The 26,949-nt window shown below is 56.6% G+C and carries 31 protein-coding genes and 2 pseudogenes; 20 read left to right on the top strand and 13 right to left on the bottom strand.

Annotation, left to right across the window (positions count from 1 at the left end; all coding sequences use genetic code 11):
- Together cydX and hemN are read left to right on the top strand one after the other, a co-directional pair.
- Window positions 1–85 (top strand): cytochrome bd-I oxidase subunit CydX (gene cydX, locus GDN47_RS32660; RefSeq protein WP_152094907.1); only part of this gene is annotated, 85 nt, incomplete at its 5' end.
- Window positions 86–164: 79 nt separating this feature from the next.
- Window positions 165–1,511: an oxygen-independent coproporphyrinogen III oxidase gene (gene hemN / locus GDN47_RS30640; RefSeq protein WP_113355805.1), complete on the top strand. Its 1,347-nt coding sequence runs from the start codon at window positions 165–167 to the stop codon at window positions 1,509–1,511.
- A 9-nt stretch (window positions 1,512–1,520) separates the two neighbouring features.
- Here the strand turns inward: hemN and GDN47_RS30635 are convergent, their stop codons facing one another.
- Both GDN47_RS30635 and GDN47_RS30630 read right to left on the bottom strand, forming a co-directional pair.
- The gene (locus GDN47_RS30635) at window positions 1,521–3,440 is read right to left on the bottom strand and encodes a hybrid sensor histidine kinase/response regulator (RefSeq protein ID WP_113391331.1); all 1,920 of its coding nucleotides are present in this window, start codon (window positions 3,438–3,440) and stop codon (window positions 1,521–1,523) included.
- A gap of 21 nt (window positions 3,441–3,461) precedes the next feature.
- Window positions 3,462–4,220 (bottom strand): Crp/Fnr family transcriptional regulator, encoded by a 759-nt coding sequence (locus GDN47_RS30630; protein ID WP_113355807.1) that lies wholly within the window; start codon window positions 4,218–4,220, stop codon window positions 3,462–3,464.
- A gap of 142 nt (window positions 4,221–4,362) precedes the next feature.
- Here GDN47_RS30630 and GDN47_RS30625 point away from each other — a divergent pair, with 142 nt between their 5' ends.
- Entirely contained in the window at window positions 4,363–5,088 is a 726-nt protein-coding gene (locus GDN47_RS30625; RefSeq protein ID WP_152094906.1) for a response regulator, read from the top strand.
- A gap of 25 nt (window positions 5,089–5,113) precedes the next feature.
- Here GDN47_RS30625 and GDN47_RS30620 read toward each other — a convergent pair whose 3' ends face one another.
- Together GDN47_RS30620 and GDN47_RS30615 are read right to left on the bottom strand one after the other, a co-directional pair.
- Window positions 5,114–5,554, bottom strand: a complete 441-nt coding sequence (locus GDN47_RS30620; RefSeq protein WP_113355809.1) for a hypothetical protein — start codon at window positions 5,552–5,554, stop codon at window positions 5,114–5,116.
- A gap of 66 nt (window positions 5,555–5,620) precedes the next feature.
- A complete protein-coding gene (locus tag GDN47_RS30615) occupies window positions 5,621–6,454 on the bottom strand; it encodes a universal stress protein (RefSeq protein ID WP_113391330.1) in 834 nt (277 codons plus the stop codon).
- Window positions 6,455–6,728: 274 nt separating this feature from the next.
- Here GDN47_RS30615 and GDN47_RS30610 point away from each other — a divergent pair, with 274 nt between their 5' ends.
- The 13 genes and pseudogenes from GDN47_RS30610 to pqqE all read left to right on the top strand — a co-directional run bounded on the left by GDN47_RS30610 (window position 6,729) and on the right by pqqE (window position 16,141).
- Window positions 6,729–7,913 carry an acetate/propionate family kinase gene (locus tag GDN47_RS30610; protein WP_113355811.1) on the top strand — a complete coding sequence of 395 codons (1,185 nt, stop codon included), beginning with the start codon at window positions 6,729–6,731 and terminating at the stop codon, window positions 7,911–7,913.
- Between the two features lie 66 nt (window positions 7,914–7,979).
- Window positions 7,980–8,120, top strand: coding sequence for a hypothetical protein (locus tag GDN47_RS32185; RefSeq protein ID WP_156090759.1), 141 nt, complete (start codon window positions 7,980–7,982; stop codon window positions 8,118–8,120).
- A 6-nt stretch (window positions 8,121–8,126) separates the two neighbouring features.
- A pseudogene (locus GDN47_RS30605) lies at window positions 8,127–8,324 on the top strand (phosphoketolase family protein); the annotation flags it as partial.
- Between the two features lie 323 nt (window positions 8,325–8,647).
- Window positions 8,648–9,163 (top strand): GNAT family N-acetyltransferase, encoded by a 516-nt coding sequence (locus GDN47_RS30600; protein ID WP_069614833.1) that lies wholly within the window; start codon window positions 8,648–8,650, stop codon window positions 9,161–9,163.
- Window positions 9,164–9,259: 96 nt separating this feature from the next.
- Window positions 9,260–10,333 carry an alcohol dehydrogenase AdhP gene (adhP, locus tag GDN47_RS30595; protein ID WP_233788803.1) on the top strand — a complete coding sequence of 358 codons (1,074 nt, stop codon included), beginning with the start codon at window positions 9,260–9,262 and terminating at the stop codon, window positions 10,331–10,333.
- A gap of 157 nt (window positions 10,334–10,490) precedes the next feature.
- A complete protein-coding gene (locus GDN47_RS30590) occupies window positions 10,491–10,850 on the top strand; it encodes an SPW repeat domain-containing protein (protein ID WP_113355813.1) in 360 nt (119 codons plus the stop codon).
- 779 nt (window positions 10,851–11,629) lie between these two features.
- A complete protein-coding gene (locus GDN47_RS30585; protein ID WP_113355815.1) occupies window positions 11,630–11,887 on the top strand; it encodes a type II toxin-antitoxin system ParD family antitoxin in 258 nt (85 codons plus the stop codon).
- Between the two features lie 5 nt (window positions 11,888–11,892).
- Window positions 11,893–12,189 (top strand): type II toxin-antitoxin system RelE/ParE family toxin, encoded by a 297-nt coding sequence (locus tag GDN47_RS30580; RefSeq protein WP_113355816.1) that lies wholly within the window; start codon window positions 11,893–11,895, stop codon window positions 12,187–12,189.
- 711 nt (window positions 12,190–12,900) lie between these two features.
- A complete protein-coding gene (pqqA, locus tag GDN47_RS30570; RefSeq protein WP_069614208.1) occupies window positions 12,901–12,996 on the top strand; it encodes a pyrroloquinoline quinone precursor peptide PqqA in 96 nt (31 codons plus the stop codon).
- 32 nt (window positions 12,997–13,028) lie between these two features.
- On the top strand, window positions 13,029–13,934 hold the full coding sequence (gene pqqB, locus GDN47_RS30565) for a pyrroloquinoline quinone biosynthesis protein PqqB (protein WP_173002606.1): 906 nt from the start codon (window positions 13,029–13,031) through the stop codon (window positions 13,932–13,934).
- Window positions 13,918–14,703, top strand: a complete 786-nt coding sequence (gene pqqC / locus GDN47_RS30560; protein WP_152094904.1) for a pyrroloquinoline-quinone synthase PqqC — start codon at window positions 13,918–13,920, stop codon at window positions 14,701–14,703. The genes pqqB and pqqC overlap by 17 nt, the downstream gene beginning before the upstream one ends.
- Window positions 14,700–14,996, top strand: a complete 297-nt coding sequence (gene pqqD / locus GDN47_RS30555; protein WP_113355819.1) for a pyrroloquinoline quinone biosynthesis peptide chaperone PqqD — start codon at window positions 14,700–14,702, stop codon at window positions 14,994–14,996. Before pqqC ends, pqqD begins: the two co-directional genes overlap by 4 nt.
- Entirely contained in the window at window positions 14,993–16,141 is a 1,149-nt protein-coding gene (pqqE, locus tag GDN47_RS30550; RefSeq protein ID WP_152094903.1) for a pyrroloquinoline quinone biosynthesis protein PqqE, read from the top strand. The genes pqqD and pqqE overlap by 4 nt, the downstream gene beginning before the upstream one ends.
- A gap of 345 nt (window positions 16,142–16,486) precedes the next feature.
- Here pqqE and GDN47_RS30545 read toward each other — a convergent pair whose 3' ends face one another.
- Together GDN47_RS30545 and GDN47_RS30540 are read right to left on the bottom strand one after the other, a co-directional pair.
- On the bottom strand, window positions 16,487–16,792 hold the full coding sequence (locus GDN47_RS30545; RefSeq protein WP_152094902.1) for a type II toxin-antitoxin system RelE/ParE family toxin: 306 nt from the start codon (window positions 16,790–16,792) through the stop codon (window positions 16,487–16,489).
- Between the two features lie 12 nt (window positions 16,793–16,804).
- A complete protein-coding gene (locus GDN47_RS30540; RefSeq protein ID WP_113421323.1) occupies window positions 16,805–17,071 on the bottom strand; it encodes a type II toxin-antitoxin system ParD family antitoxin in 267 nt (88 codons plus the stop codon).
- Window positions 17,072–17,511: 440 nt separating this feature from the next.
- Here GDN47_RS30540 and GDN47_RS32855 point away from each other — a divergent pair, with 440 nt between their 5' ends.
- Entirely contained in the window at window positions 17,512–17,826 is a 315-nt protein-coding gene (locus GDN47_RS32855) for a hypothetical protein (RefSeq protein ID WP_443096542.1), read from the top strand.
- Window positions 17,827–18,167: 341 nt separating this feature from the next.
- On the opposite strand, the gene GDN47_RS30535 is transcribed toward GDN47_RS32855, so the two are convergent.
- From GDN47_RS30535 to GDN47_RS30525, 3 genes are all read right to left on the bottom strand, one after another.
- Window positions 18,168–18,944, bottom strand: coding sequence for an SDR family oxidoreductase (locus tag GDN47_RS30535; RefSeq protein WP_113395190.1), 777 nt, complete (start codon window positions 18,942–18,944; stop codon window positions 18,168–18,170).
- 507 nt (window positions 18,945–19,451) lie between these two features.
- Window positions 19,452–20,408, bottom strand: a complete 957-nt coding sequence (locus GDN47_RS30530; protein WP_113355660.1) for an HD-GYP domain-containing protein — start codon at window positions 20,406–20,408, stop codon at window positions 19,452–19,454.
- A 68-nt stretch (window positions 20,409–20,476) separates the two neighbouring features.
- Window positions 20,477–22,309, bottom strand: coding sequence for a bifunctional diguanylate cyclase/phosphodiesterase (locus GDN47_RS30525; protein ID WP_152094901.1), 1,833 nt, complete (start codon window positions 22,307–22,309; stop codon window positions 20,477–20,479).
- A 104-nt stretch (window positions 22,310–22,413) separates the two neighbouring features.
- Here GDN47_RS30525 and GDN47_RS32180 point away from each other — a divergent pair, with 104 nt between their 5' ends.
- Entirely contained in the window at window positions 22,414–22,884 is a 471-nt protein-coding gene (locus GDN47_RS32180) for a hypothetical protein (RefSeq protein WP_162750767.1), read from the top strand.
- The gene (locus GDN47_RS30515) at window positions 22,868–23,251 is read left to right on the top strand and encodes a hypothetical protein (protein ID WP_113401381.1); all 384 of its coding nucleotides are present in this window, start codon (window positions 22,868–22,870) and stop codon (window positions 23,249–23,251) included. Before GDN47_RS32180 ends, GDN47_RS30515 begins: the two co-directional genes overlap by 17 nt.
- Window positions 23,252–23,644: 393 nt before the next feature.
- Here GDN47_RS30515 and GDN47_RS30510 read toward each other — a convergent pair whose 3' ends face one another.
- From GDN47_RS30510 to GDN47_RS32510, 4 genes and pseudogenes are all read right to left on the bottom strand, one after another.
- Window positions 23,645–24,067, bottom strand: a complete 423-nt coding sequence (locus GDN47_RS30510) for a type II toxin-antitoxin system VapC family toxin (protein WP_113352360.1) — start codon at window positions 24,065–24,067, stop codon at window positions 23,645–23,647.
- Window positions 24,064–24,318: a type II toxin-antitoxin system Phd/YefM family antitoxin gene (locus tag GDN47_RS30505; protein WP_113352359.1), complete on the bottom strand. Its 255-nt coding sequence runs from the start codon at window positions 24,316–24,318 to the stop codon at window positions 24,064–24,066. Before GDN47_RS30505 ends, GDN47_RS30510 begins: the two co-directional genes overlap by 4 nt.
- Before the next feature lie 542 nt (window positions 24,319–24,860).
- Window positions 24,861–25,373: an urease accessory protein UreH domain-containing protein gene (locus GDN47_RS30500; protein ID WP_368518894.1), complete on the bottom strand. Its 513-nt coding sequence runs from the start codon at window positions 25,371–25,373 to the stop codon at window positions 24,861–24,863.
- Window positions 25,365–25,607, bottom strand: a pseudogene (locus GDN47_RS32510) (dihydrodipicolinate synthase family protein); the annotation flags it as partial. The gene GDN47_RS30500 and the pseudogene GDN47_RS32510, both read right to left, overlap by 9 nt.
- A gap of 164 nt (window positions 25,608–25,771) precedes the next feature.
- Between GDN47_RS32510 and GDN47_RS30495 the strand changes: the two are divergent.
- Complete coding sequence (locus GDN47_RS30495; protein WP_145635258.1) at window positions 25,772–26,803, top strand: LacI family DNA-binding transcriptional regulator; 1,032 nt, start codon at window positions 25,772–25,774, stop codon at window positions 26,801–26,803.
- The last annotated feature ends 146 nt before the right edge of the window (window positions 26,804–26,949 follow it).

The following is a 26,949-nucleotide window of genomic DNA, read 5'->3' as shown; positions in this document are numbered from 1 at the left end:
CCCTCTCGCCGCAGCATTCGCTGTCCTCAACGCCATGTGGTACGAACTCGCTGACGACAATACCGAGACGAACAATCGTGGATAGCGCCCGGGCGGCCGGGTATGTCGCCCGGCCCATGCCCGCCGACCGATCCCTCTGCCTCATCTATTGAAAGACCCCTCCCGTGTTCACCAGCTCGCTTGCCCGCTACGCCCAACCCGTGCCGCGTTACACCAGCTATCCCACGGCGCCGCATTTTCATAATGGTATTGACGGCGCGTGCTATGCCAGATGGCTTGGCGAGACGGATCCACATAAACCCGTTTCGCTTTACTTGCATGTGCCCTTTTGCGATCAGCTCTGCTGGTTTTGCGGCTGTCATACCAAGCAGGTACGACGCTACGATCCTGTTGCCGATTATCTCGACGCGCTTGGGGCTGAGATCGCGCTTACCGCGTCGGCACTTTCCGGTCGGCGACGGGTTAGTGCCATTCATTTCGGTGGCGGCTCACCGACCGTGATCGAGCCTGACGGCATCGACAATCTTCGTGCAAGACTCGACGGTGCTTTCGACCTTGATGCGGGTTGTGAGATCAGCGTCGAGATCGATCCACGCAACGCGGACCATGATAATCTCGAAGCTTGGCACCGCTTTGGAATCACGCGTGCAAGCCTCGGCGTCCAGGATTTCGATCCCGACGTTCAAAGGGCAATCAATCGGCCACAAAGTTTCGAGCAGACACAAGCCGTCGTGGGAGCCTTGCGCAACGCCGGCATCGGCTCGATCAATCTCGACATTCTCTACGGTCTGCCGCTGCAGACGACGGAGACGCTGCGACGGACGATCGATCTTGCGGTGTCGATGCGGCCAAATCGTATTGCGCTTTTCGGCTATGCGCATGTTCCCTGGGTGAAAAAACACCAAAGCCTTATCGATCAAGATACCCTTCCCGGTCCGGCCGAACGGTTCGACATGGCAAGCGGTGGTGCTGCTCAATTGGCGGAAGCCGGCTATATCGCACTCGGTCTCGATCATTTCGCCGACCAGGACGACAATCTTGCCGCCGCGGCCAGCGATGGAAGGATGAGACGCAATTTCCAGGGATATACGACGGACGATGCCGAGACGCTGATCGGATTCGGAGCATCTTCGATCGGTAGGCTGCCACAAGGCTATGTCCAGAACTCAGTTTCTGCAGCGGACTATATCCGCAAGGTCAAAGCCGGCGAGCTTCCTACCATGCGCGGCTTCGCACTTTCGCCTACCGATCGCATCATCGGCAGGTTGATCGAGAGCCTCATGTGCAATTTCTCCTTCTCCATTTCCGATCTGAAGCGAGCTTTCGGAGCCGAGATCGGCTCCCTGCTCGTCGAGGCGGCGGCAATTGCCGCTTTGGAAGGCGCTATTGTTTCCTTCGACGGAGATACATTCTCGGTGAAGCCGGAAGGAAAACCTTTCGTTCGCACGATCGCCTCCCGCTTCGATCGCTACCTGACACGTGACATGGCGCGCCACAGCGCCGCCGTTTGAGGCAGACAGTCAATCAAGGAGCTCGCGCAGACGGACGGCGAGCTGGCGGGCGGTGTAGGGTTTTTTCAACCAACTGCCAGCCTCCGCCAATTCGCGCCCGGCGATCGTGGGCTCCGCATATCCTGATGTGAACAGCACCTTGATTTCAGGGCGCATGGCCCGGATTTTATGTGCGAGCTCATCCCCAGCCATGCCGCCGGGCATCACGACATCGGTAAACAGCAGTGCAATGTCATGATTTTCCTGGAAAAGAGCGAGAGCCTCGGTTCCATTGCTTGCCTCGATGACACTGTATCCAGCGTCGAGAAGACGGGAGACTGTGACGCGACGAACACGAGCATCGTCCTCGACGACGAGGATACGCTCGAAGCCTTTTGGAATAATGTCAGGCTTCCTGTCGTCTGCATGAACTGGCTCCATTTCCGTTCGTGCCTTTTCGGCAGGCAGGAAGATACGGACGCTCGTGCCTTGGCCGATCTCGCTATAGAGCTGGACAAGGCCACCTGACTGCTTGGCAAAGCCATAGACCATGCTGAGGCCAAGCCCGGTGCCAGCTCCCATCCCTTTCGTCGTAAAGAACGGCTCGAAGGCACGCTCCTTTGTCTCGCTCGACATGCCAACACCGGTGTCGGTCACCGCGATCAACACGTATTCACCGGTCCGGACCTCCGGATACATGCGGGCGTAGTCGGCATCCAGCCGCAGGCGGGAAATCTCGATCGACAAAAGCCCGCCGCGGGGCATCGCGTCCCGTGCATTGATTGCAAGGTTGAGGAGAGCATTTTGCAATTGCGAGCCATCAACGAGCGCTTCGTTCGCGGCACCGGTAATGACGGTTCGCAATTCGATCGCCTCGCCCAACGTGCGGCGCAAGAGATCGGAAAAGCCGGATACGAACCTACCGACGTCCATAAGCTTGGGATTGAGGGGCTGGCGACGGCCAAAGGCAAGGAGTTGAGCGGTCAGCTTGGCTCCGTCCTCGGCCGCTGCCTGTGCCTCGGCAACCAGCGACAGCAACTTCGTATCCTGCAGTCGCGCCTCGATCATTTCCAGGTTGCCGCTGATGACGGTCAGCAGATTGTTGAAGTCATGGGCCAGGCCGCCAGTCAGTTGGCCTATGGCTTCCATCTTCTGTGATTGTCGAAGTTCCTCTTCGATCTTGTGGCGGCTCGTAAGATCTCGGATGAAGCCGGTAAATATCCGCTTGCCGTTGGTGACCGCCTCGCCAACCGACAACTCCATCGGAAAGACCGTGCCGTCTTTGCGCTGCCCACTGACGACGCGACCATAACCAATGATGCGGCGCTCGCCGGTTGTCAGATAGTGCGAGAGATATCCATCATGGGCCTCGCGGTCCGGCGAAGGCATCAGCATCGAAACGTTTTTTCCATGGACGTCCTCTGCCGAATATCCAAACAGCTTTTCCGCAGCGGTGCTGAAGGACGCGATCGCTCCCAACTCGTCGATCACAATCATCGATTCGGGGACGGTCGCGAGAATTGACCGCAAATGAGCCTCACGCTCGGCCAAATCCGCCTGAATCTGTTTTAAGTGACTGATGTCATTATTGGTTTGGACAATGACGTGTTCGTCTGGATCGTCAGAGGATGCCGCGACCCAACGGCTCGTCACGACGATGGGCCTGCCATCCTTGTGCAGATGCACAAGCTCCCCCTGCCAGGCAATCTGCCGGGCGACCTTGCCGCGGATTTCCTCGAGAGGCTCCGGGAAAATAGTCGACAGCAACTCATGAACCACCTGGCCAATGGCCTCCTGTTGGGTCCAGCCGTAGAGCCGCTCGCATCCCGACGTCCACCTCCGGATGATTCCGTCGAAGGTGTGCACGACAATATTCGCGCTATCGAGGATCTGGGCGATTTCGTCCAACCTGGTTTCTGGGGCTTGCTGTCCTGACGACCGATCGTTCATCGAATTTCCATCTGCATTCGGTTAATGGCGCCGCCGGGCATTATCCAAGGAAATGACGGGCGAATAGCGATCGTCGCATTCATCACCCTCTCCCGCCAGATGTGCAAGCATCCTGGCTTTTAAAACGCGGATGGAATGGCGACCCACAGGGCTGACGATACCCTTGTTTGTCAACCTCGTCATGGTTCGGGAAACCGTTTCGATCGTGAGGCCCAGATAGTCGGCGATATCGAGACGAGTCATCGGAAGATCAACGACACCGCACGAGCGATCCTGTTCTCGTTTCCGCTGTAGCTGCCGCAGCAAGAAGCTGCAAAGCCGCTCTTCGGCATTCTTGCAGGAGAGCAACACCATCTGATCCTGGGCCGCCGCCATTTCGTCGCAAAGACGGGCAAGAAGCTGCGGCCTCAGTTCCGGCGAACTGCCGACCGTATCCTCGAAGGCTCTCCGGGAGAAACGGCGCAATCTGACAGGGGTCACGGCTTCGGCGCTATAGAGATAGTGATTTCTGAGCGAAACGCCGACAAGATCGCCAGGATAGAGGAAGCCTGTTATGACGCGCCTGCCATCTGCCATGATCTTGAAAATGCGTAAAACCCCCTCCACCAGCTCAAAGAGATGTTTTGCCTGGTCGCCTTCGAAGAACAACGTTGCGCCGGCATCCAATTGCTCCAGTGGTTGCTTCGAGAATAATGATTGAAGACAGACCGGTTCGGCATCGAAGGCAACAACAACCTCATTGTAACTCTGGGCCCGCTCAGCGCTATTTGCCGACAACATGACAATCCCTCTCAAATGTTGTTCCGATGCCGGGTAGATTGATGCCTTCCGAGTGACAGCCGAATGCCACGCGTGTTAGAGATCGTGCAATTTTGTAACGGATTGTCACAGGTCGCAGCCCGTCTTTACTGGAAACCTTGCAATGGCCATCGATCAGCAACGGCGTGAACATCTTCTGGTCGTGGATGACGACCCCAGAATCCGTCAGATGCTGACACGCTACTTCGAGGACGAAGGGTATGTTGTTAGCGCAGCATCGAACGGCCTTGAGATGCGGGCGTCTCTGCAGCAAGCGAATTTTGATATCATTTTATTGGATTGGGTCCTGCCCGGCGGTGAGGACGGATTGGACCTTGCCCGCGAAATCCGCGCACAGTCGGACATTCCGATCATCATGCTGACCGGTCGCGACGATGTGGTCGACAGAATCGTCGGGATTGAAGTCGGCGCCGACGACTATATCGCCAAGCCCTTTCATCTCCGGGAAGTGCATGCTCGACTGAAGTCTATTCTTCGCCGCCGCCAGCCTATGACGAAAGCTCGAGAAAACGAGCGAACGGACATAATTGGTTTTGAAGGCTGGCAGCTCGATATCGGCAAACGGCAGCTTCTATCACCGGACAAAAAGGAAATCGAATTGACCACCGGCGAATTCGACATGCTGGTTGTATTCGCACGCCACGCCGGACGTGTCCTCAGTCGCGAGTTCCTGATGGAATTGACGCGCGGCCGTAATCTGGAAGTCTATGATCGAACGATCGATGCCCAAATCGCGCGACTGCGCAAGAAGATCGAGGCCGACCCCACGCATCCACAGTTGATCAAATCGGTACGCGGGGTGGGCTACGTCTTCACCACGAAGAGATAAAGGCGGCTTTGCTGCGAACGAATCCTCATCGGTCGTTTTCGTTGCAGACCATCATAAGCCCGTGATCCAATCGATAGACTCGCTCCTCGTTGTGCATCTGCTCCCAATTGCCCGGATTTTGATTCCAGAATCTAATTTGGTTGCACTTGAGTTCCCTGGCCCGCGATCGAATGCTGGCAAACAGGGTTTGCGCAATGCCACGTTCATCAGCTGCGCTCGCGACAATCAGAAAAGTGACGTCGAGCAGCCGCCCGACGGCGGGATGATGGCAGAGCCTATAGATGCTTAGACCCTGTATGTAACCTCGAGGGTTGACCGCGGCGAGGATTTCGTCGTGACGATTGGCGTCGGATGCCATCCGGCGCCATGCAACCATACCAAGGTTTGGAACTGCTGCCTGGACAAGTGGATAGGCTTGCACGATCTGATCCGGCCGCAGCGCCGCGATAACATAAGTGCCAGCCATTCTTCTTCCTTTCCAAGAATAAAGCAATCGACCCCGCTTGTCGGCTGGGTCATGAGCCAATTGGCATCAGCGTGTCATCATCAATGGAACAGGCGTGTGCTCCAGCATGGAGCGCGTCGTCCCTCCGAAGATCCACTCACGCACCCGCGAATGCCCGTAAGCACCCATGACAATCAGCTCGGCGCCGATGTCGATCGCATGCTGACGTAGAACGTCCGCAACAGCGCGACCAGCGCTGGGCAAGACATCCACCGAGACTCGGATGCCATGTCTTGCGAGAAAGGTCGCAACATCGGCTCCAGGCTCTTCGCCGTTGCTGCCGATCGTCGCGGATGGATCGACCATGGCGACACACACGCTATCGGCCGCGATCAGCTGCTCCATCGTGGCCCGCACGGCCGTGCTTGCTTCGTTGCGGGAGTCCCAGGCAACCAAGACCGTTTTCGGCCGAAGAGAAGCGGCATGCCCTTTGGGCACAAGAAGGATCGGCGCCGGCGACCGAAACAGGGCTCCGTTCAGAATTTCCTGCCGCATATCGTCCTGGGCCAGAAAGCCGCCGCCGATCAGCGTCAGGTCGACATAGCGCGCCCGTTGTCCGATTTCATTCTCCGCCCATCCGTATTCCGTAAAGAGGCTGGTCACGTCGAACGAAACATCATCGGCCTTGAGAATGGCATTGGCGGCAGCGACCTTCCGACGAAGGTTTTCCGTCTGGCGCTCACGCTCCTCGAGCCATACCGTGGACGTCACTTCGCCATGTCCGCCAATCGGCGGAGCAGCAAGTGCCGTCACCAGCACCGACAGGTGGGCCTTGGATGCCCGGCACAATTCGATTGCGGAATGCAGGTCATCGTCGTTTTGATCAACACCGATGACGCTCAGGATAGTCTTGGCTTGCATGGTCGCACCTCCTGTTTGGACGTTGGTCGATGGAGGCGAGCTTAAGCAACAAAAGGAAGTCCGCCTTGATCTTCGTCAAGATGAGGGAACCATCAGAAATCGCGGGCATTCGTCGGCTTGACATGGGTCAAAGCCACCTCCGCCAACTTGTGTCAAAAGAAACGATAATCGCTGGGCGATATGCGCAGCGGACATCTCTGATAGAGAGTCCACCGTGCCCAACTACTTTCAGCAAGCTCTTGAAAAGAGCGGACTTTGAACAGATTGAAAAGTCATGGCGGACACGACCCTGCTTCTCACATTCAACATGGGCTCTTCGACATTGAAGATCGGTCTGTTTCAGTGCGACGTCCACGGCGCGTGTCGCATTGGCAAAGGACTGGTGGATTTCGGCAGAAGACCCCTCACCTTTCATCTGAGCGAAGGACCCGCTTCCTTTGATATTCAGCTATACGCGGAGGGAGGAGAGGATCTGCGGGATGTCGTCGCGGAAGTATTCGAGGCGCTGGCTGCCCATTTTGACATGTCGGCTGTTCACTTTGCGGGCCATCGCGTGGTTCATGGGGGCGATCGATTCGCGGGCCCCGTCATCCTCGACGAGACCACCATCGGCGAATTGGACAAGTTGGTGGCGCTCGCGCCGTTACATCAGCCGCAGGCGCTTCGCGTGATCCGCGCGGTAAAACATTTGCGACCGGCGCTCAAGCAAACCGCTTCCTTCGACACGGCTTTTCACGCAACCCAAAGCGACCTGGTTCGCCGATTTGCCCTACCAAGGGCTTTGCACGATCGTGGCATTAAGCGCTACGGCTTTCATGGGCTCTCCTACAAATTCATCATCGGCGAATTGCGCAGTCGCGCTCCCGAGATTGCTGCTGGCAAGGTCATCGTTGCCCATCTCGGTAACGGTGCCAGCCTATGTGCTCTCGACAATGGGGAAAGTCGTGATTGCAGCATGGGATTTTCAACGCTCGACGGTGTTCCGATGGCGACACGCTGCGGTACCCTCGACCCAGGTGCGCTGCTGTACCTTCTCGGAACGAGTGGCAGGACGCTTCGAAACCTTGAAGAGATGCTCTATTATCGGTCTGGCTTGCTCGGCATATCGGGGATCAGCGGCGATACCCGCGATCTCCTGAAAGACACGCGTGGGGAGGCACGCGAGGCGATAGACCTTTTTACCTTGCGGATAGCCGGGGAAATCGGTCGCATGACGGCAACTCTCGGCGGCCTCGATGGTCTCATTTTCACCGCCGGGATCGGGGAACATCAGCCAGAGATCCGAGCCGCAGTCTGTGACCGCCTACGATGGCTGGGAGTGGATCGCGACCTTGATAAAAACATCGCCAACGGCCCAATCATCAGCACCTTTTCGAGCAAGATTAGAACCTTCGTCATTCCGACCGACGAGGAACAGATCATCGGCGACGAGGCCTTGTCGCTCCTGACAAGCAAATGATCGAGATCAATGGCTCACCGCTTCAATCGAAGTCCGCATTTGACCATTTCGAATTGGAGTAGTGATATGGAAAACCAGCCAAGTGCCATTCTTGCGCATTCGCTCGACACCAATGAGCTCCGTCTCATCGACCGCTATCGGCGCGCTGCCAATGATCTTTCGGTCGGGCAATCTATCTCCTCGACAATCCGCTACGCGAACCGTTGAAGGCGGACGCCCGCCGCCGTCGATCTTTTCCACGAGAATATTCTGGAACTCTCAACTCGCGTGGTCAACGTCGTCGATCTATTAGCGTTGCAGTCGAAGGAACAGCATCCGCATGGATTGGCCGATGACGTCTTCGACAGGCTGTTTACGCGGGATCGGCCCGTGATCTTCGCCTATCATGGCTATCCCTACCTGGCCCTACGGTAGGAATAGGCATCCAGGATTGTGAAGCGTTGCCGCGTCGCCAGGGAGTCGGTGGGCGAACTGGCATCCCAAAGCGCAACGGGCCGACCGGCTGACGATTGGCCTATCAGATCTCTCACGGTTCAACGCGGCGATTGGTCCTGTTTTCCAGCTATCGTGTGGATAAATGCTGCGAGGCGCCTGAAGGTGTTCCCTCATTATTCTTGTCAGAACCTTTGCGGATTTGATCCCCGTCAATGCGGACTTCCTTCGCAGATCTAAGATCAAGGTCAATTACCAACCAGTCTAAGCAAGTGAAATATCGCACGAATGGAGAAGCGGTCATGCCGGAACAGCAGTGGAATATAGTGACGCGTGATGGTTTGCGGGTCTCGGTCAGACCGGCCACAAATGGCGACGAAGGACTCCTCACCGAACTTTTCGATCACGTCAGTCCGCAAGATCTTCGTTTCCGTTTTTTCTCGGCGATCAAGCATGTTTCCCGCAAGCAGATCGCGGAATTGATCGGCGTCGATCATAGCGCCGTGGAAAGCTATATTGCTTTCGCCAGGGATACCGCAACACCGATCGCAACGGCGGTGCTCGCCTGCGACCGGGACAAGAAGCGAGCCGAAGTCGCCATTTCCGTACGGAGCGATCTCAAGGGTCATGGTCTCGGCTGGGAGCTTCTGAGCCTGATGGTACGGGAAGCCAAGAACCGGGGTCTGCAAACGATCGAATCCATCGAAGACAGAAACAATTATGACGCTGTTGAGATCGAACAGAACATGGGTTTCAGGGTCAAACCCTATCCCGATGATCCAAGGCTTGTGCTGCTATCGAAGTCATTGGTCGCCTAGGGAGGCCGTGGCGATGATGCCTCGGATCACCGTCTGCCCCCCGGGCACAGGCCGCCTTAATCACCACACGAGTGCCGATATCAACAGGAGGTCCAAATGGACAAGATGATGCGGGCTGCCATTGTCACGGAATTTGGTAAGCCCTTGTCGATCGAATATAGGCCGGTCCCACGGCCCGAACCAGGAAAGATCCTGGTGAGGGTCAAGGCCTGCGGTGTCTGCCATACCGATCTGCATGCAGCCGAGGGCGATTGGCCCGTCCGCCCCTCGCTTCCATTTACGCCGGGACACGAGGTAGCAGGCATAGTCGCGGCTGTCGGCGCCGGCGTTACCAATCTCAAGGAGGGGGATCGCGTTGGGATTGCCTGGCTGCATGACGCCTGTCTGAAATGCGAATATTGCGAGACGGGATGGGAAACCCTGTGCGACCATCAGCACAATACCGGCTATAGCTGCGACGGCGGCTTTGCCGACTATGTCATCGCCGATGCCGGCTTCGCGGCCCGCCTGCCTGAGCATGTTGATTTCGCCGATATCGCGCCCATTCTTTGCGCCGGCGTGACGACGTATAAGGGCCTCAAGGAGACCGAGGCCCGTCCCGGCGAGTGGGTTGTGATCTCAGGTGTCGGAGGGCTCGGGCATATCGCCATCCAATACGCCAAGGCAATGGGATTAAAGGTGATCGCCCTCGATATCGCGCCATCGAAACTGAACCTCGCGCGCATGGCCGGAGCTGACTTCGCCATCAACGCCGCAGTCCCGGATACGGTATCAGAGGTAATGAAAGTAACTCAAGGCGGCGCTCACGGCGTTCTTGTAACGGCGGTATCACCATCGGCCTTCTCACAGGCCTTATCGCTGGTCCGCAAGAGGGGAACGATGAGCCTGGTTGGTCTTCCGCCGGGCCAGTTTGCGACACCGATCTTCGACGTCGTCCTGAAACGCATCACCATCCGTGGATCGATCGTGGGAACGCGTCGCGATCTCGATGAGGCGATCGCTTTCGCCGCGGATCACAAGGTCAAGGCAGCTATTCAACGCGCGCCGCTGAAGGACATAAATAAGGTGCTGTCCGATTTGAAGCAGGGCCGCATAGGCGGGCGGGTCGTCCTCGACATGGCTATGGACACCGCTGAAGAGCTATCCGCAAGGAAAGCACTTCAAGTCTGAGCTTGGCGCATGAGACACCTCAGCATCTCGCATCGTCCAGTTTCATCGGCCTCCGACATCGAATCGAAGCGGCAAAAAACCGCGGAGGCATTGATGCATGTCACTGATGTTATGGTTGAAAAATACAAGAATAATCCGTCACCATGGAGGATTTTCCATGCAGGAACCACGCTGGCAAAACTGGTTCGGCCTTCTTCTTGGAACGTTTATCTTCCTGACGCCGTGGTTGGCGCCTGATCTTCTTTCGGTGGCTACCGCATCGACGATGGTATATGCAACCGGAACAACCGTCGGTCTGACGATTGTGAACGTCTCCATCCTCGGGATTTTCAATCCTGAAGCCTGGATCGACTGGTTGAAATTTTGGCTAGGCCTAGCCCTGCTCGCGGCACCGTGGTTTCTTGGCTTCAGTGGGCTGATCTTCTTCACCTCAAGTTTCGTTTGTGCGGCGATGCTGCTGATCATCGTGAGTGGACTGGCCTTCGCGTCAAGAACTCCAAGGATAGGACGCAAGTAGTGAGCATTCGCGATCCTGCAGCGCGTGACAGGATGACCGCGGAGCGATTGGCCCTAGCGAAGGGCAAGTTGCCCGCTACATCGACTTTCTACGCAGCAATCGAAATGACTATGAGAATGTGACGATGCAAACCGTGCGCGCCAATGAAAGTTTACTTTACCCCGGACAAATTCTGGCAATTCGAGGTTCTACCGGGGAGCTCCATGACGCACTAGATCTCAGGGAGGGCGGGCGTCATGACGGTGGAAGAGCTGACGAAGACTATTACAAACGCGAACAACAATATTGCGTTCTGTGGGATTGCGCCTGACGTTATAAAGACACCGCCACGTCGTGCGACAACGTGAAAGGCGGATAACGATGCTTCCGCGGTCGGGAAAGTACGAAGCGGCGTCTCAACGGCCGATGAGGGCGAAAGCAATCGTTCCACCCCTTGCTGCAACACCACTTTTACAGATCACGACCCACGGTCAGCAAAATCGGAGCCGTTGATGTGATGAGATTCGAACGCGCAATCACTTTGGCCACTCGCCAAGTCCTCGAAATCCCTGATAATGTCCTTTATCATGGAAATGGGAGAACACAATGGCGCGCGTATCGATCTCGAATGAAGATGCTCCGGAAGGAGGACAATGTTGCCGTGCAGCGTCATCTTTTTCTCTTCCTTGCCACTTTCCAATCTCACCTCACACATTCGGAAGGAGGGTGAGAGGGAAGAGGATTGATAATAGTTGATAAACGGCCTATATCTTCTTTCATCACATTCGATGGAGTACAGCATGATTAGTGCCGATCTGGGAAAGCAGCTCGAAAGCTATATCCAGCAGCTCGTTGACACAGGTCGCTATGGCTCGAAAAGCGAAGTCCTGCGGGAAGGTGTGCGACTGGTCCAAGACCGCGAGACCCGACTTGCCGCGTTGGATGCTTCCGTCATGCGCGGCATTGCCGATGCCGACGCGGAGCGAACGAGGCCAGCGAACGATGTGTTCGAGCGACTTGAGGCAAAATACCGCGCGATGGCTGACCAGGCCGAATAATCGGTATGATCCTTGAGTTTTCCAACGAGGCGGAAAGCGATCTTGAGCAGATCGCCGACTATATCGCACGGGACAATCCCTGGCGCGCCCTTTCATTCGTTCGAGAGCTGCGGAGCAAGTGTGAAGATCTCGCCGATAATCCGAACGGCTTCGCGCTTGTGCCCCGCTACGAACACCATGGTATCCGCCGCCGCGTTCATGGCAATTATCTGATCTTTTACCGCGTCGAAAACGCGAAGGTGGTCATCATCCATGTGTTGCATGGCGCTACCGACTATGGCGCCATCCTGTTGGGTGATTAAGTCCGGTCGGCCTTGGACAATCTCTCTCCAAACCGCTGGACTATGCGGCGATTTTATACGTCCCGGCATCCTCCCGCGCTAAGGTGGCGAGCGCCCCCCCCTCGACCTCACGCAATGCTTTGCGCTTCTTCGCGTGTTCATCAATGAAGCCGAATACACCGCCCCGCCGGGACTGATAGGATACGAGACGGCGCCGGCAATCGTCCAACTCCTGGCGATAGCGTTCCCGCTCCACCTCGAACCCGTCCATCCATGCTGGAACTGCTGCGGCTAATCCCGACGCGAGTGAAGCTACTGCCCCCAATGCGCACAAGCGCGTAAACTTGATTTAGCTCCTCGTTTCGCGGATCTCATCAAGGCCAGCGGCCATGTGCTGCGCGTAAAGGCCGGACATATGACCGCACCGTTCCAATGTAAATCGACTGAAAAAGCTCTTGCCACGCGGGCCGCTCCACATATGGGGGCAAGGTCAAATCGAACATGCAAAGCCGCGTCACCAGGCACGCCGATGGCCAGCCCTTCGCGGTATCAGACGATCGGCAGTAACGATTTCTTGCGCAAGGACGTCCCCTTGACGTTCTTCATTAAGGGACCACCTCAAGGGTAGGGTTAGAGCGTCATATATGCGTGTGGCGAATATCCTCAAAGGGTCCCCGAGCTCCGGCGAGCGGTGGCTCGCAGAAACAAAGCAACGCAAACAAGGAGATGATCATGAAATGGCATGCACCGAAGTTTATTGAAGTCAGCTGTGGCATGGAAATCAATCGTTACGCTCCGGCGGACGGCGGCGAACCCATTCTGTTCTGAGCCCGCAACACGTGCGGCACGAGGCTGACAAGTTGCGTTTTCTCGTGCTTGGCGCGGCAGCCGGTGGTGGGTTGCCGCAATGGAATTGCGGCTGCCTTAACTGCAATATGGCGCGAGACCCCAGCGCGGCGCTGAGTCCGCAGACCCAATCGTCCCTCGCTGCCACGCTGGATGGAGAGAACTGGACGATCATGAATGCCTCTCCCGACATCCGCCAGCAACTTATCGATAACCGTCCACTCTCCCCGAAGAGTTTGCGAGATACGCCGATCGAAAGCGTCATCATCACTAACGGGGACATCGACCATATCGCCGGTCTTCTGGTGCTGAGGGAAAGCCAGAGTTTCAAGCTGTTCACCAGTCCCTCCGTGGCAAACATCTTAGGCGACAATCCTATCTTCCGTGCGCTGAATCCGGCTTTTGTTGCCATAAGCGCAGCAAATCTGGACCACCCCTTCCAGCCGCTTGCCGGCATGTCGGCGACGCTGTTTGCCGTACCGGGCAAGGTTCCGCTTTTCATGGAGACAGGCGATTTGCAGATCGGGATCGAAAACGACCTGACCATCGGTGTTGAAATCGTCGTAGGAGATGCGAGAGCCTACTACATTCCCGGCTGTGCCCAGATCACCAATGCGCTTGCTGAGCGCCTTGATGGTGCGTCGCTGGTATTCTTCGACGGCACGGTTTTCAGCGACGATGAGATGATCGTAACGGGAACCGGTCATAAGACCGGACGGCGCATGGGTCACATCCCGATCAGCGGCGCGGAAGGCAGTCTGGAAGTTCTTTCCCGACTGAACATCCCCCGCAAGATTTACGTTCATATCAATAACACCAATCCGATCTGGCGACATAGCCCGGAACGAGACTTCGTTCTGGAACATGGCTTTGAGATAGCCCGGGATGGCATGGAGGTGACGCTTGCCCTCGACCCCTGACAAAGCCGAATTCGAACGCCGCCTGAAGGCAATCGGCGCGGAGCGCTACCACGACAAGCATCCGTTTCACCGAATGCTGCACGGCGGTGAATGTACCATGACCCAGGTGCGGGCCTGGGTGATCAATCGCTATTATTACCAAAGCCGGATACCGATGAAGGACGCAGCGTTCATGTCTCGTGTCGAAGATCCGGAGCTGCGTCGCATCTGGCGACGACGCATTGAGGATCATGATGGCGGCATCGAAGAAGGCGGCGGGATCCGCCGCTGGCTCAAACTCGCGGAGGCGGTTGGCCTTGATCCCGACTACGTGGCCTCCACCAAGGGCGTTCTCGCCGCAACGCGGTTTGCGGTCGATGCCTATGTTTCCTTCGTTCGTGAAAAGCCGATGCTTGAGGCCGTCGCCTCATCGCTAACGGAGATGTTTGCGCCGGCGATCCATGCGGATCGTATTGCCGGCCTGCTTAAACATTATGGCTTCGCGAACGATGCCGCACTCTCCTATTTCCGCCAGCGACTGAACGAGGCGCCGCAGGAGGTTGCTTTCGGCCTTTCCTATGTGCTGGACAATGCGGACACGACAGAGAAGCAGAATGCAGCGGCGGCGGCGCTCACCTTCAAGACAGATGTCCTATGGTCACAGTTGGACGCCCTTTATTCCGCTTATGTAGCGCCGGCGCGGATCCCCCCGGGCGCCTGGGATGGATTTGAAGCCGTGGCGCCGGGAACTGTCTCCGACCGGACGGCAGCCTTGGGAGCTGCATCATGACAGGCGACGCGCCGCTTATCGGTCCCTTCTCCATCGTCAAGCTCTCCCGTGGCGTGCGACTACGGGAAGATAACGTCCGAAATCAGATGGTTCTTCTGGCTCCGGAACGCGCAATTGCGTTGGATGAGATCGCGTTAGCGATCGTCCAGGCTCTTGACGGGCATAAAACACTCGACGACATCGCCTCCGATTTTGCACAACAGTTCGAGGCTCCGAAGGAGCAGGTGCTTGGCGACATCCTCTCGTTCGTCCGGGAATTTGCCAACCGGCGGATGCTGGAGGCAGTCGAATGAATGCGAATACGCGTCAGCGATTTCCTTTGCCGGAGGCGAGGCGAGCACCGCCTCCGATGGCGATGTTGGCGGAGTTGACGCATCGCTGTCCGCTCGCCTGCCCTTATTGTTCCAATCCGCTGGAGCTGACGAAACCGAACGATGAGCTATCGACCGACGAGTGGATTGAGACATTCCGTCAAGCAGCTAATATTGGCGTTCTTCATCTGCATTTGTCCGGTGGAGAGCCAGCATCACGTCGCGATCTCGTTGAACTTGCGGCTGCCGCGACCTCGTTCGGGCTTTACACCAACCTTATCACGTCAGGCGTCGGCTTGACGCGCGAAAGAGTGGAGGCGCTCAGCGCTGCAGGCCTTGATCATATCCAACTGTCGATCCAGGGCGCGACACCCGAGAAAGCCGATCTAGTCGGCGGTTATAAAGGTGGTTATGCGCGGAAGATCGAGGTCGCGGAATGGGTGCGCTCTACGGGCCTGCCCTTGACCGTCAATGCAGTTTGCCACCGACAGAATATGGACGAACTTGAAAGCATGATTTCGCTGGCTGTCGAACTCGGGGCACGACGACTTGAGGTCGCGACTGTTCAGTTCCATGGATGGGCCGAGCTTAACCGGCAGGCGCTAATGCCAAGTGCAAACCAGGCCTCCAAGGCAAAAGCGGTTGTCGAAAGGGCGCGCGAAAAACTCGAAGGCATTTTGGTGATCGATTACGTGCCTGCCGATTATCATGCGCGATATCCAAAAGCTTGCATGGGCGGATGGGGCAGAATTGGCCTCAATGTTACGCCCGCAGGTCTTGTCCTGCCCTGCCACGCTGCAGAGACGATTCCTGGCCTGAGCTTTGAGAATGTTCGCGAAAAACCTCTTGCTGAGATCTGGTATGATGGCAGCGCCTTTAACACCTATCGCGGCGATGAATGGATGGAAGAGCCGTGCCGGAGTTGTGACCGCAAGCATATCGATTTCGGGGGCTGCCGCTGTCAAGCTATGGCATTGGCAGGCGATGCCAACGCTACCGATCCCGTCTGTGTCCTTTCAACGCTACGCTGGATCGTCGACGAAAGGGTAGCCGCGTCGGGGGAAATGGACTTGCAACCGTACCTCTACCGCGGACGGAAGACTTCCTGCCGGCGTTCAAACTCATAAACTCGCACACCTCTGAGAATCTTAGGCTTGTCAAAGCAACCTAAAATCAATTCTCTCGGCGCTTTGGAAAGAGGGACCGCCGAACCTGCTGTCGCCACCCCTGTTTAACGTCCTCAAATCGGCGGTCGAAGCGTGCGATATTTCGCCGACCTGCATCATTGCTGCTCTTCCAATCGCGAGATCGTAAACAAGGCTCTGCCGGCAGAATTTGCCGTTACGTGCTCACGGCTGGTGCTGCTAAGATTTCTTGCGGCTCTGCCAACTCGACCACCCAGTACCAGAGTGAGGGAAGTCCTTTGCCCCTCACCTCCACTCTCCTTTCGCCCGAGGAGTGGGACAAATCACCTATAGGCGTTCCTGGAGGATCTCAGCCGTGATGTCCCGTCCGGCATAGAAGATCCCTAACACCAGCACCTCGGCCTCCTCTACAACACAGGCGATACTCACGCTCCTACGATAACCAATGATCCGAAGACCGGGGATGAGGTTGTCTCTCACCGTGCCGCGTTTGGGAAACGTCGCAAGCTCCTCGATAAACTGCCGGATGCCGTTGACATAGCTCCACGCCACCGTGGGTCCAGCCCTTTCGACGCTGGCGAGATCCCGGTACAAGTCACGCAACTCAGCCTGCGCCTGCTTATGCAGGACAATTTTATTTCATACCTACTTGGTTTTCGCCAGTTGAGCCCGATGCTCAGCTTCCAACTGGTCAAAAGCCTCATCCAGAGTCACGCCAGCGGACGGGTCGCGCTTCAGATCTGCATAACGGCTCGGGATTTCCTGAGTCAGCCAGCGTTCGCGGGCGTCTTCCTGATCTTCAAGCAATCTCAGGGCCGCGCGAACAACTTCACTTGCGTTGTTATAGCGACCGGATTCAAGCTGCCTTTTGATGAAGCGCTCGTGGTGTTCATTGAGTGCGAAACTTGCCATGACGATTACCTCCTGTTCTGAATATGAGCTACGAGCGCGAATTATCAACTATTGTTATCTATTGATAGTCGCCCCGCCCTTGGGCTCAGAAATGAAATTGATGCGGAACTACCCCGCATAGTTCAAACGGATCAATGGGTTCAGGAAGGTAGTCTTCACTTGCTACTTGATGCGATACAACGCGCAGACGGCATCATATGGCGTCGCTCCAGTATTGCCGAGAAGCCTGGCATTCGCTGAGGCCGTTGTTGAACAGAGGCAACCCGACCCGAAGTGCCTGAAGGCGATATCGATTGAGCCTTCGCCCAATACAAGTTCGCCATCCGCAGCCTCCGAAATCCCGCCAAATTCCGAAACTCGATTTCTGTCGAACTGAGTTGTGTAAACGGCTTCGCTTCTGGCGTGTTCGAAAGGCATCGTCAACTTAAATTTCCAGAGCGGTGGGATGGTGGACTTGCTTCTGGCGGCAGTTGGTTCCCGCCGCGAGCGATTTGACGGTCCGCGCGAGCCAACGAAGAGCTATACTGAACTTTGGAGGCATCGTCGTGCTGGCCTTTGGTTCCGTCAAGCTTTCACGCCGTCACCCTGAGTTTCGCCGGGCGGGGATGACGTGGTTTTACCGAGACTACACACCCCACGTATCGTTCGCGCTCGACAGCCTGGATTTACGAGACATCCGGCCGTTTGACGGCCGCCTCCGTTTTGGACCGGAGATTTTCAAGCCTGATCCGATCCTGGATTCATTGCCAACCTGACGAAACGTTGTCTCTAGGCCACTCCCGACGTCGTTTCGGGTTGCGCGCTCAACAGGGAGCATTTGCCCTCTGCGAGTATGAGGACTGATTTCGCGCCGGCCAGGGATGAGATCGACGTGTTCACCGACCCGCGATCAACCAAACGATGTGCGAAACGTAATCACCTTGATAAGGAGCGCCCTCAAAGCATAGTTCTGAGCCTCATTGAGGTACCGCTGGAAACTCGGCCACGGTTGTCGTCCTGGAAAACGGTTGAGCGGTGTGCGCCGGCTTCGCAACACCCAGAGCGGAGATCTCGTCACGGTTCGCAGGGCCTGAACCGACGCGGCGGATATCTGATACTATCGGAGCAGACCTTGGCCGCCATCGACCCAGATAGGCGAGCCAGTGATATGCCGAGACTTATCGGATGCGAGAAAGATGATGAGGTCGGCGACGTCTTCACTGCGACCCGGACGCCCTCCGGTAATGGGTACCTGCCCCTCGGGCCAGACGACAGGTATCGACGTTTCGTCTTCCCTTCGGGCCTTGGTGTTAGCTTCGATGTTCGTCTCGATTTCACCTGGACACACGGCGTTGACACGAATGTGGAGACGGGCAAGTTCGAGAGCGAGCTGCTGCACCATCGCGACCTGCCCTGCTTTCGTGGCCGTATAGGCTGTCGCGCCCGGTGTCGTGAACGTTCTCGTTCCGTTGATGGACGATACAACGATGATGGATCCTCCGCCCGATCGCTTCAGCTCGGGCACGGTCGCGCGGATCGTTAGGAAGGTGCCAGTCAGGTTGACCGAAATCGTGTCGTTCCATTCCGAAAGCTTCAGATCGTCGATGGGCGCCCATACGCCATTGATGCCGGCATTGGCGACTACAACATCGAGGCGGCCATACTGCTTAACGAGCTGATCCACAGCTGCATCCACCTGCCCCTCATCCGATATGTCCGCCAGCAGGGAGATAGCTTGTCCTCCGTTCGCCAAGATTTCCTCCACCGTGGTGGAGATCTCTCCGGGCGTACGCCCGAGCGCACCGATTTTGTATCCCTCTCTGGCCAGACCTAACGCCGCCGCTTTTCCGATTCCGGATCCCGCTCCAGTGACAAGGGCGACGGCTGGCTTCATGGCGAACTCCGAGCTGTTGAGTAGCAGTGGAACTTGTGGATCGGCTTGAAGTTCCATCAAACGGAGGTTCTGTACGGTGCGGGACGTTGTTTAAAACCATGTTGACTGAGCGCCGTCGACGTAGAATGTTCACTGGGCACGCGCGGGAAGATCTCAATCGCCGCAACCCTGCTCGGCTCGCCGCCGTTGCTGACCTTGATGAGCCCCCGAAAGGCCTGGATCTACCGGCCGCTTGGGAGATGAAGTCCCTGTTGATGGAGCTGGCCGCAAGCGGAAGACGTGCAGTCTCATCTCCACTCACGACGTGGAAATCATACCTCGCTTATGCAGTCGAGCCGTGTTCCTTGCCAAGGGCAAAGTTGTACGATCATGGAAGGGTAATGATGTTACCACACTGCCGGTAACACGCGGTGCTATCGAGGAGTGCCTGATCAGCACGCTTAAGGCTCAACTGGAGGCGTGAAACGGGGAGTGGGCCGGCCCGTCTTTCCGTGCCAGATAACAAAGCTAGTGTAGCGTGCCGCTTATGACCATCTTCGAGACGAACGCTGACAGGAGATTCTGATCGAAATGCCCGGAAGAGTTCATCATCGTATTGATGGCTTCAGCCTGTGAGAATGCCGGCTTGTAAGGGCGGATGGTTGTCAGCGCCTCGTATACGTCGCAAATGGCAGCAACGCGTGCGACGTACGGGATCTTCCTGCCCGATAAGCGATCGGGATAACCTCCGCCATCATACCGCTCATGATGGAAACGGCAGATATCAAGGACCTCGGCCGGCGCCGACCCTGCTTTCGCCACCATCTCGTAGCCCTTTTGCGGATGGGCGCGCACAAGATCCATCTCCTCGCCGGTCAGTTTGCCTGGCTTGTTCAGAATGTGATCGGGAATGGCCATCTTTCCAAGATCGTGGACGAGGCCGCCTAGACCGAGAACACGGACATCTTCTTGCCTGTGGCCGAGACCCCGCCCGAATGCGATCATTAAAGCGCTGACGGCGAGCGAGTGAAGAAACGTGATCTCGTCCTTTTGCTTGAGCTTGGCGACAGCAATGAGCGCGCCGGTGTTGTCGAGCGTCTCCAACATGATGCGCTCCACGGCAGTGCTGGCAGCCTCGTCGGCGAAACAACCGTTCACGCGAGCATCCTCCAGCACGTGGCGAAGATGCGGTGCGACATCATGGATCGACTGTCTTGCGCGGCTGATCTCGCTCTTTGAGAATGCGTTCAGCAGCTGCGCCTCGAAGCTCTCCGGTCCGTTGCGTTGCGGCATGCCAGCGACATCTGCGCCCTTCGTGATATCGATGACGACGCTTCTGACATGTTCATTAGCAAGCCTTCTCACCTCATCGCCTCTTGAGACCAGAAAAGGCTTGAAGCGCGCAGCACCGACCTCGGTCGCGAATTCCATGTCGTTGATGAACATGCCGACCCGGAGCTGGTTCAATGGGATGCGTTTGAGCATTTATGATCTTCCTGAAAGTCTTGCATTATCGACTGATGAAAACCACGCGTATGAAAGTGATGAAGGAGCTATCTTAGCTGGAGCACCTTGAGTGGCTCCGAGAAGGAGCCGCTGGGCACGAGCCGTTGGCCATGCGCGCTCAAGAACTGTCCTGCTTTCATGGCGTCCATCGCTCTGGCGAAAAGGTAGCCTTGACCAAGCTTGCACCCGAAGGCTTCGAGACGGCAGGCTTGTTCTTCGTCCTCGATACCTTCCGCCACCACGCGGATACCAAGCTTATCTGCGATCGAAAGCACGCCCTCGACGATCACCATCCCGGCGTCACCAAGCCTCGTTTGGTCGATGAAGGATTTGTCTATTTTGATGATGTCGACCGGCACCGTCAGAAGATGGGTCAAGGACGCATAGCCGGTCCCGAAGTCGTCGAGCGCGACTTTCAGGCCCTCTAAGCGCAGCGCTTTGATCTCATCCGCCACAACGTGGTCTCGCTGTCCTAGGTAAACGGACTCCGTCACCTCGAGGATTAGGTGCTCAAGGGGAACGTTAGCATCTTCGAACACTCGGCAGATTTTGTCACGCAGTCCACCCTTGCGGAAGTCTGCAGCCGACAGGTTGACGCCGACATGCCGCAGAGGAAGCCCACCGTCGAGCCATGTCCGCATGTCCTTAGCAACTTTGCTCAACATTCGTTCCGTCAGTGTTGAAGCAACGTGAGCGTCTTTGGTCGCCTCATGAAAATGAGCTGCTGCGACGATGTCGCCGGAATGGGTCTTCATCCGGCATAACGCCTCAAGGCCCACAGCCTCGCGTGTATCAAGTCGCACGATCGGCTGGTAGTAGGCCTCGATGCGGTTGTCGGATAGTGCAAGGCTGACGTCTCTTATCGCCCTGAAGCGGCGCGTCAACGCTGTCCCGAGACCCGAATGGTACTCGACGAATTGTCCACGGGCATGCTCCTTGGCATGGTAGAGCGCAATATCCGCATTTTGCCGGACTTGCTCGGGATTGATATCGTTGGTAGCCAAGGCGCCCCCGAGTGTCGCCGCAGGAAAGATGACGTGACCCCCGCAATCTGTTGGAAGCTCGATTTCCCTCAGGATCTGAGCCGCCTCGCTCTGCAGATCGAGCTCGCCTTCGCCGACAACGATGACTGCAAATTCATCACCACCGAGCCGATAGCTCCTTTCCCTGCCCGCGGCTGCCGCGATGCGCTCCGCAACAACGCGGATCAGAGCATCGCCAGCCGCGTGACCAAACGTATCGTTTACCATCTTCAGGTTGTCGACATCGGCGATGATAATGCCGCAGCCGTGATTTACAGGCGGCGCCAGGGTTCGAAGAGCGAGATCGAAAGCAGCCCGATTCCGAAGCCCAGTGAGGCCGTCCGTGTATGTCAGACGCTGACGCTCCGCCACCCGTTCTTCACGCTCGATTGCGATCGAGCAGAGATGCACACACGCATCCACGATCGTCTGCTCAAGCTCACTTGGTCCGCAGCTCTCGCGGTAGTAGAATGCGAACGTGCCGACCACCCGGTCCCCGCTCTTGATGGGACTTGACCAGCAAGCCTTCAGGCCAAGCGGGAGAGCGACTGCCGCGTAATCGGTCCACCTAAAGTCGGTTTCTATGTCGGTGACAACAACGGGCCATCCATGGAAGGCGGCGGACCCGCAAGAACCCGAGTGAGGCCCCACTTTAAGATCGTCCACAGCGGCTGAATACGACGCTGGAAGTGACGGCGCCGCCAGCGTCGATAGACGGACGCCATCAGACTTTAAGACGGTGGCCGCAATACCGGGAACCGCTGCTTCAACCTTTGAGCATAGTGCTGAAAGCGTGGTCGCCAGCGGTTCGCCTTTGGCAATCATTTCAAGAATGGCATTCTGCAATTCTAGGATCATGAGAGGGCGTCTCGAAAGGGAAGCCCTCTTTAACAGTCGCGATTTCAGATCAAGTTACCGTATCGGTTAAATATTGATCAATCTGGCGGCGTGCAGGACGCGAGATGAACAACTTGCGTGATGTCCGATGGGATTGGTGGGTTAGTCGATGTCCCCGCTCAACCGCTTTACAGCTTTGCTTGTTCGACGGAGCTAAAACGCAAGGCTCTGCCGTCTGCCGCGACTATGGCGTCCATCTCCTCTGCGAGCCCATCCCGATCATCGACACCACGCAAGAGACGGCCGGCCAGAGCATCGAAACGCCCAACGGCGATATCGGCAATCAAGAGACCAGCCGGTTCTCAACGCGATCCAAGCACCTTCCGGCGGAACAACCACGGCCTCCGCAAGTCGCCTCGCGCAGGCAAAGTCAACGTTCAATACCGGTTCGAGCATGGAAACATCGCCGTCCCTTTCTGCGTCAGCTCTTGCGTCCCAACAAATGCTTGTCACAAATTCGTCGTCAGGTGGGTTTCATCAACATCACGCTTGACGCGGCGACTGCAACGGGAGTTGAAAGTGAAAACGAACCGTAGGGTATTTGTTGCCGGGTCTCTTTTGGGAGCCCTGGCCGGGAATATGAAAGCCTATGCGGGCGACGTCCGATCGCCCGCCCCAACTTCCGGAGATTATAAGGTGATACAGGGCTTTCGTGACGGGATCGCCCCACCGTTCTCAAAAGGAACTTTGAAAAAGGGAGGCGCTCTTTTCTTCAAAACGCAGGAAGCGCTCGACGACTATGGTGATGGATCCTCCCAAACGCAGCTGATGGAGAAAGGAGACCTGATCGTAGTTCCAGCTGGACGAGAAATCATCCTATTGGATAATTTTGCCGAATTTCGTGGGCGCGCCCACGTTGACAGAATCGGCGACGGGTACGTGATACTGAATGGTGAATTTTGAGGGCGCGTGAAGAATTCAACAAGCTAAGTACGCAAATAGCTGATTGATGTTCTCGATGAGCCCACGTGGCCCGATCCATTCGCGGAAGGTCTTTCGCCAACTTCATGATTATTACGCGGAGCAAATACGGCAGACAGTCTCTTACATCTTCAATCAAATTCTGGATGCTTTACTGGAAATTAAAGGGCACTGCTGCTCCGAAATCGGACCGTCGCCCTGATCAAGGCTGTCGTTTTGGTCGGCAATGGCCAGACACTCGAACCATCAAGAACGACGCTCTTGAATAGAATCGAACCGTCGATCTGCTTCAACCAAAAGCCAAGCACGTGATAAGGTTCTCGGTGCACCCGTTGCTGCACCTGAGCTATATCTTCCTCGGTTGTACCTGGAAGTTCAGCCCTGCCACGGATCAACGATGATCACACCAGTTCCATCGAAATCTTTGATATTCCGCGTGACGACAGTCAAGCCATGGACTAGCGCCGTTGAAGCGATCAAGGCATCAGCCTCGTTGCGGCGGTCGGGAATATGAAGATGAGCACAGCGCGTGGCGACGGCATCATCTATGGGCAGAATGCGATCCACAAATTCCGGGCGAACGCGGCTATCCATCCATTCTCGCAATCGGGCGCCTTGTGACGCATCGCGGCGCTGAACGCTCAAGATACCGCGTTCGATCTCCAGCACCGTGATAGCGGAGATAAAGAGTTCACTGGCATCCTGCGAGGCAACCCATTGCGTGACATTTGCATCTCCTTTGCCATCCCCAACCTTGCGCAGTTCGGAAACGACGTTCGTATCGAGCAAGTACTTCAAGACAGATCGACCTCGCGTGCCGCGATTTTGGCTCTAGGCGTATCCACCTCAATAGTCGAAAGGCCGGGCATAGCGAGCGCGTCAACGAGGTTCCTGCGTTTCCCTGACAAACGTTCGAATTCACTGTAGGTCATTAGGACGTGCGATGGCTTGCCGCGATCTGTGATTATCACAGGACCGTTCTGAGCAGCTTTTTTAGCTTTGCTGACGTCATGATTGACTTCTCTGCTGGACAAACTCGTCATGCTCATAGGCGAACCTCCACGTAGGTAAGTACCTACATATAGAGCGTCACTGATTTTTAAGCAATAGTACCGTCGGCTGAAGTCTTGAAGAGATTTGGCCCAGAAGGGTAAGTTCCTGATGTGGCACGGATCGGCTACGCCACGTGTGTAACGCTTTAGCCTTTCTATCAGTTTCAGGGATGAGAGTTTGCAGGAGTGGACATGAAATAAGAAGCGACCTGGGGGGACGAACAACGGCAACGCCTCTAAGTAGAGGATAGGCGAACATGATATTGTTTGGCTTGAGAGCGTTCGTCCGGACAACTGCGCGGGCGACCGCTATCTGCCCTAGGCTCTTTCTCCATCTGCGCTGCCGGAAAGAGGCGTCACCTGCATTCTAATTTATTGTCTTGCTTGTAAAGCGGCCGCTGCCTTAGGAAATATCGCTTATACAGACCGGCAATTTCAAAGAAGATGCCAAACGCCGGTGAATTTTTGTTGCACGCTTCGCTCATAGGCGGGTGATAGCTCGTCTACCGGTTGAATTTACGGTGCCACCAGCACATACCTCAGCCGAGACAAAGGCTCGCAAGCGAGGCGGCCGGGAATGTCGCGCTCAGAACACCAATGGCTGCGAGTGTCAGCCCTGCCCCGCGCCGCAGGGCCGGACCTAGCCAGCGCGCAGTTCGTGACCCAGTCAGCATCACCGCGCCGGCGGCGACAGCCGCAACGGCGGGAATAGTTGCAAGCCCGAAGCCGGTCATGAACAAGGCGCCGCCGGCCATCGAGCCGGTCAGCATCGCCGTCATCAGCGCATTATAGACCATCGCACAGGGCGCCAACCCCCAGCAGATTCCGGCAACGAGTGGTGCCGATGCGTTGAAGGACCCCGAGATGGCCGCTGGCATTTGGCCGATCATACCCATGATCCCACCGTCTAGTCGGCGGATCTTTGGCAGGATGCCGACGATCGAAAGCCCCGACCAGACAAGTGCGGCGGCGGCGATCAGCCGCAGTACCTCCTGCCCGCCCGAAAATCGCAACAGCTGACCGAATATCTCCATCGTCGAGCTGCCGGCTATGATCGGAATCTCGCCATTCACGGCTTCGACATAGATGCGGATCAGCTTGAGGCGCTCCTCTTCGGTCAGGAACGTGCCTTCGCCGGCGTGGCCAAGGATGACGAGGCTCTTCACACCGTCCATCGACGCAAGCCACTTTGCGATCCGCGTGTTCGCGGCATAGTCGACTTCGCCGTCGCGGGTGAATGCGGTCACCGGTGCTGGGCTCAAGCCTCTGAGGTCCATTGGGTGCATGGGTAGTCTCCTCCTTGCCGTCGCTATCCGATTCACAATCAGCGACAGGATCGTTAATGGGAACGTTCCCACTATCGTTTCTGATTTCGCTGGAGTCAACAGGATTTTTCAGGCATCATGGGGATCCAGAAGCAGATCAGGACTCGCCGGCACGGAAATTCCAAATGAATTCAACGGTGGAAGATAGCGCTCGTCAGACGCGCATAACGATTCTCGACGTCGCGGCCGCAGCCGGTGTTTCGAAGTCGACGGTGTCGAGAATTTTAGATGAACGCCTGCCGCGCTCGGACAGCGAAACAGCCAGACGCGTCAGAAAGATCGCCGAGGAACTCGGTTACGTCAGAGATGTTTCTGCGGCCAGTCTTCGTCGCGGCAATACCATGACGGTGGGGATTATCGTACCCAGGCTGACGGACACAGTGATGGCGATGCTCTACGAATCCCTTGCAAAAGCCTGCAGCAGGACCGGGCGGTTTGCCATCGTCGCGACTACGGACGAGAAGCCGAAAGCCGATCGCCTTGCTGCGGAGTCGCTTCTGAAGCGCGGCGTCGATGGGCTCATCTTGTCGACAGCGCGCGACGACGATGACTTTCCCGACATATTGGCGGCAAGAGGTGTGCCGACGGTTCTGGCGCTTAGAACCGATGGTCACAGTCTTTCATCGATCGGCGATGACCGGCTTGGTGGATATCTCGCCACGCGACACCTGCTTGATCTTGGTCATCGCAGGATCGGAGTCATTGCGGGTCCCTCCTATGCCTCCAGCGCGCGGACCCGCGTGGAAGGCTATTGCCAGGCCATGATGGAAATGGAGCTGGAGATCGATCCATCCCTCATTGTTCCATCCACTTTCGGAATCGAATCCGGCGCGGAAGCGGCCGAGAAAATCATGCACCTGCCGCAAGCCCCGACGGCGATGTTTGCGGTTAACGACAATACAGCCATCGGCGCACTATCAGGGCTCATGCGCATGGGTCTGTCAGTGCCAGGCGACGTCTCACTGGTCGGCTACAACGACATTCCGATTGTCAGCCATCTCTCTACGCCACTGACCACCCTGCGGGTGCCCTTCGAGCAGATTGCTGCGAATGCGCTCGATTTATTGGGAAGCGACGCAATATCGCCAGATGACCGTATTCGGGTATCGGCTCCGACGCTCATACCCAGGAAGTCGACGCGATCTGTTACACTGTAAGCTCTTGAAGAGAGTTGAAACCAGAGTCCGCTGCCTCGGATTCTCTAAGCGGTTGTAACTTCTCTGCTTCAATGTAAAGGGATGGTTCGCGACATATAGGTTCCGTTATCGCTCGACGGCAACACATTTCACCTCAGCCAGAAGTC

The organism is Martinezella dioscoreae (assembly GCF_009176305.1).
GTDB classification, from domain to species: Bacteria; Pseudomonadota; Alphaproteobacteria; order Rhizobiales; family Rhizobiaceae; genus Rhizobium; species Rhizobium dioscoreae.
Note: the sequence above shows the minus strand (reverse complement) of the source record. Positions and strands in the feature narration are given on the sequence as shown.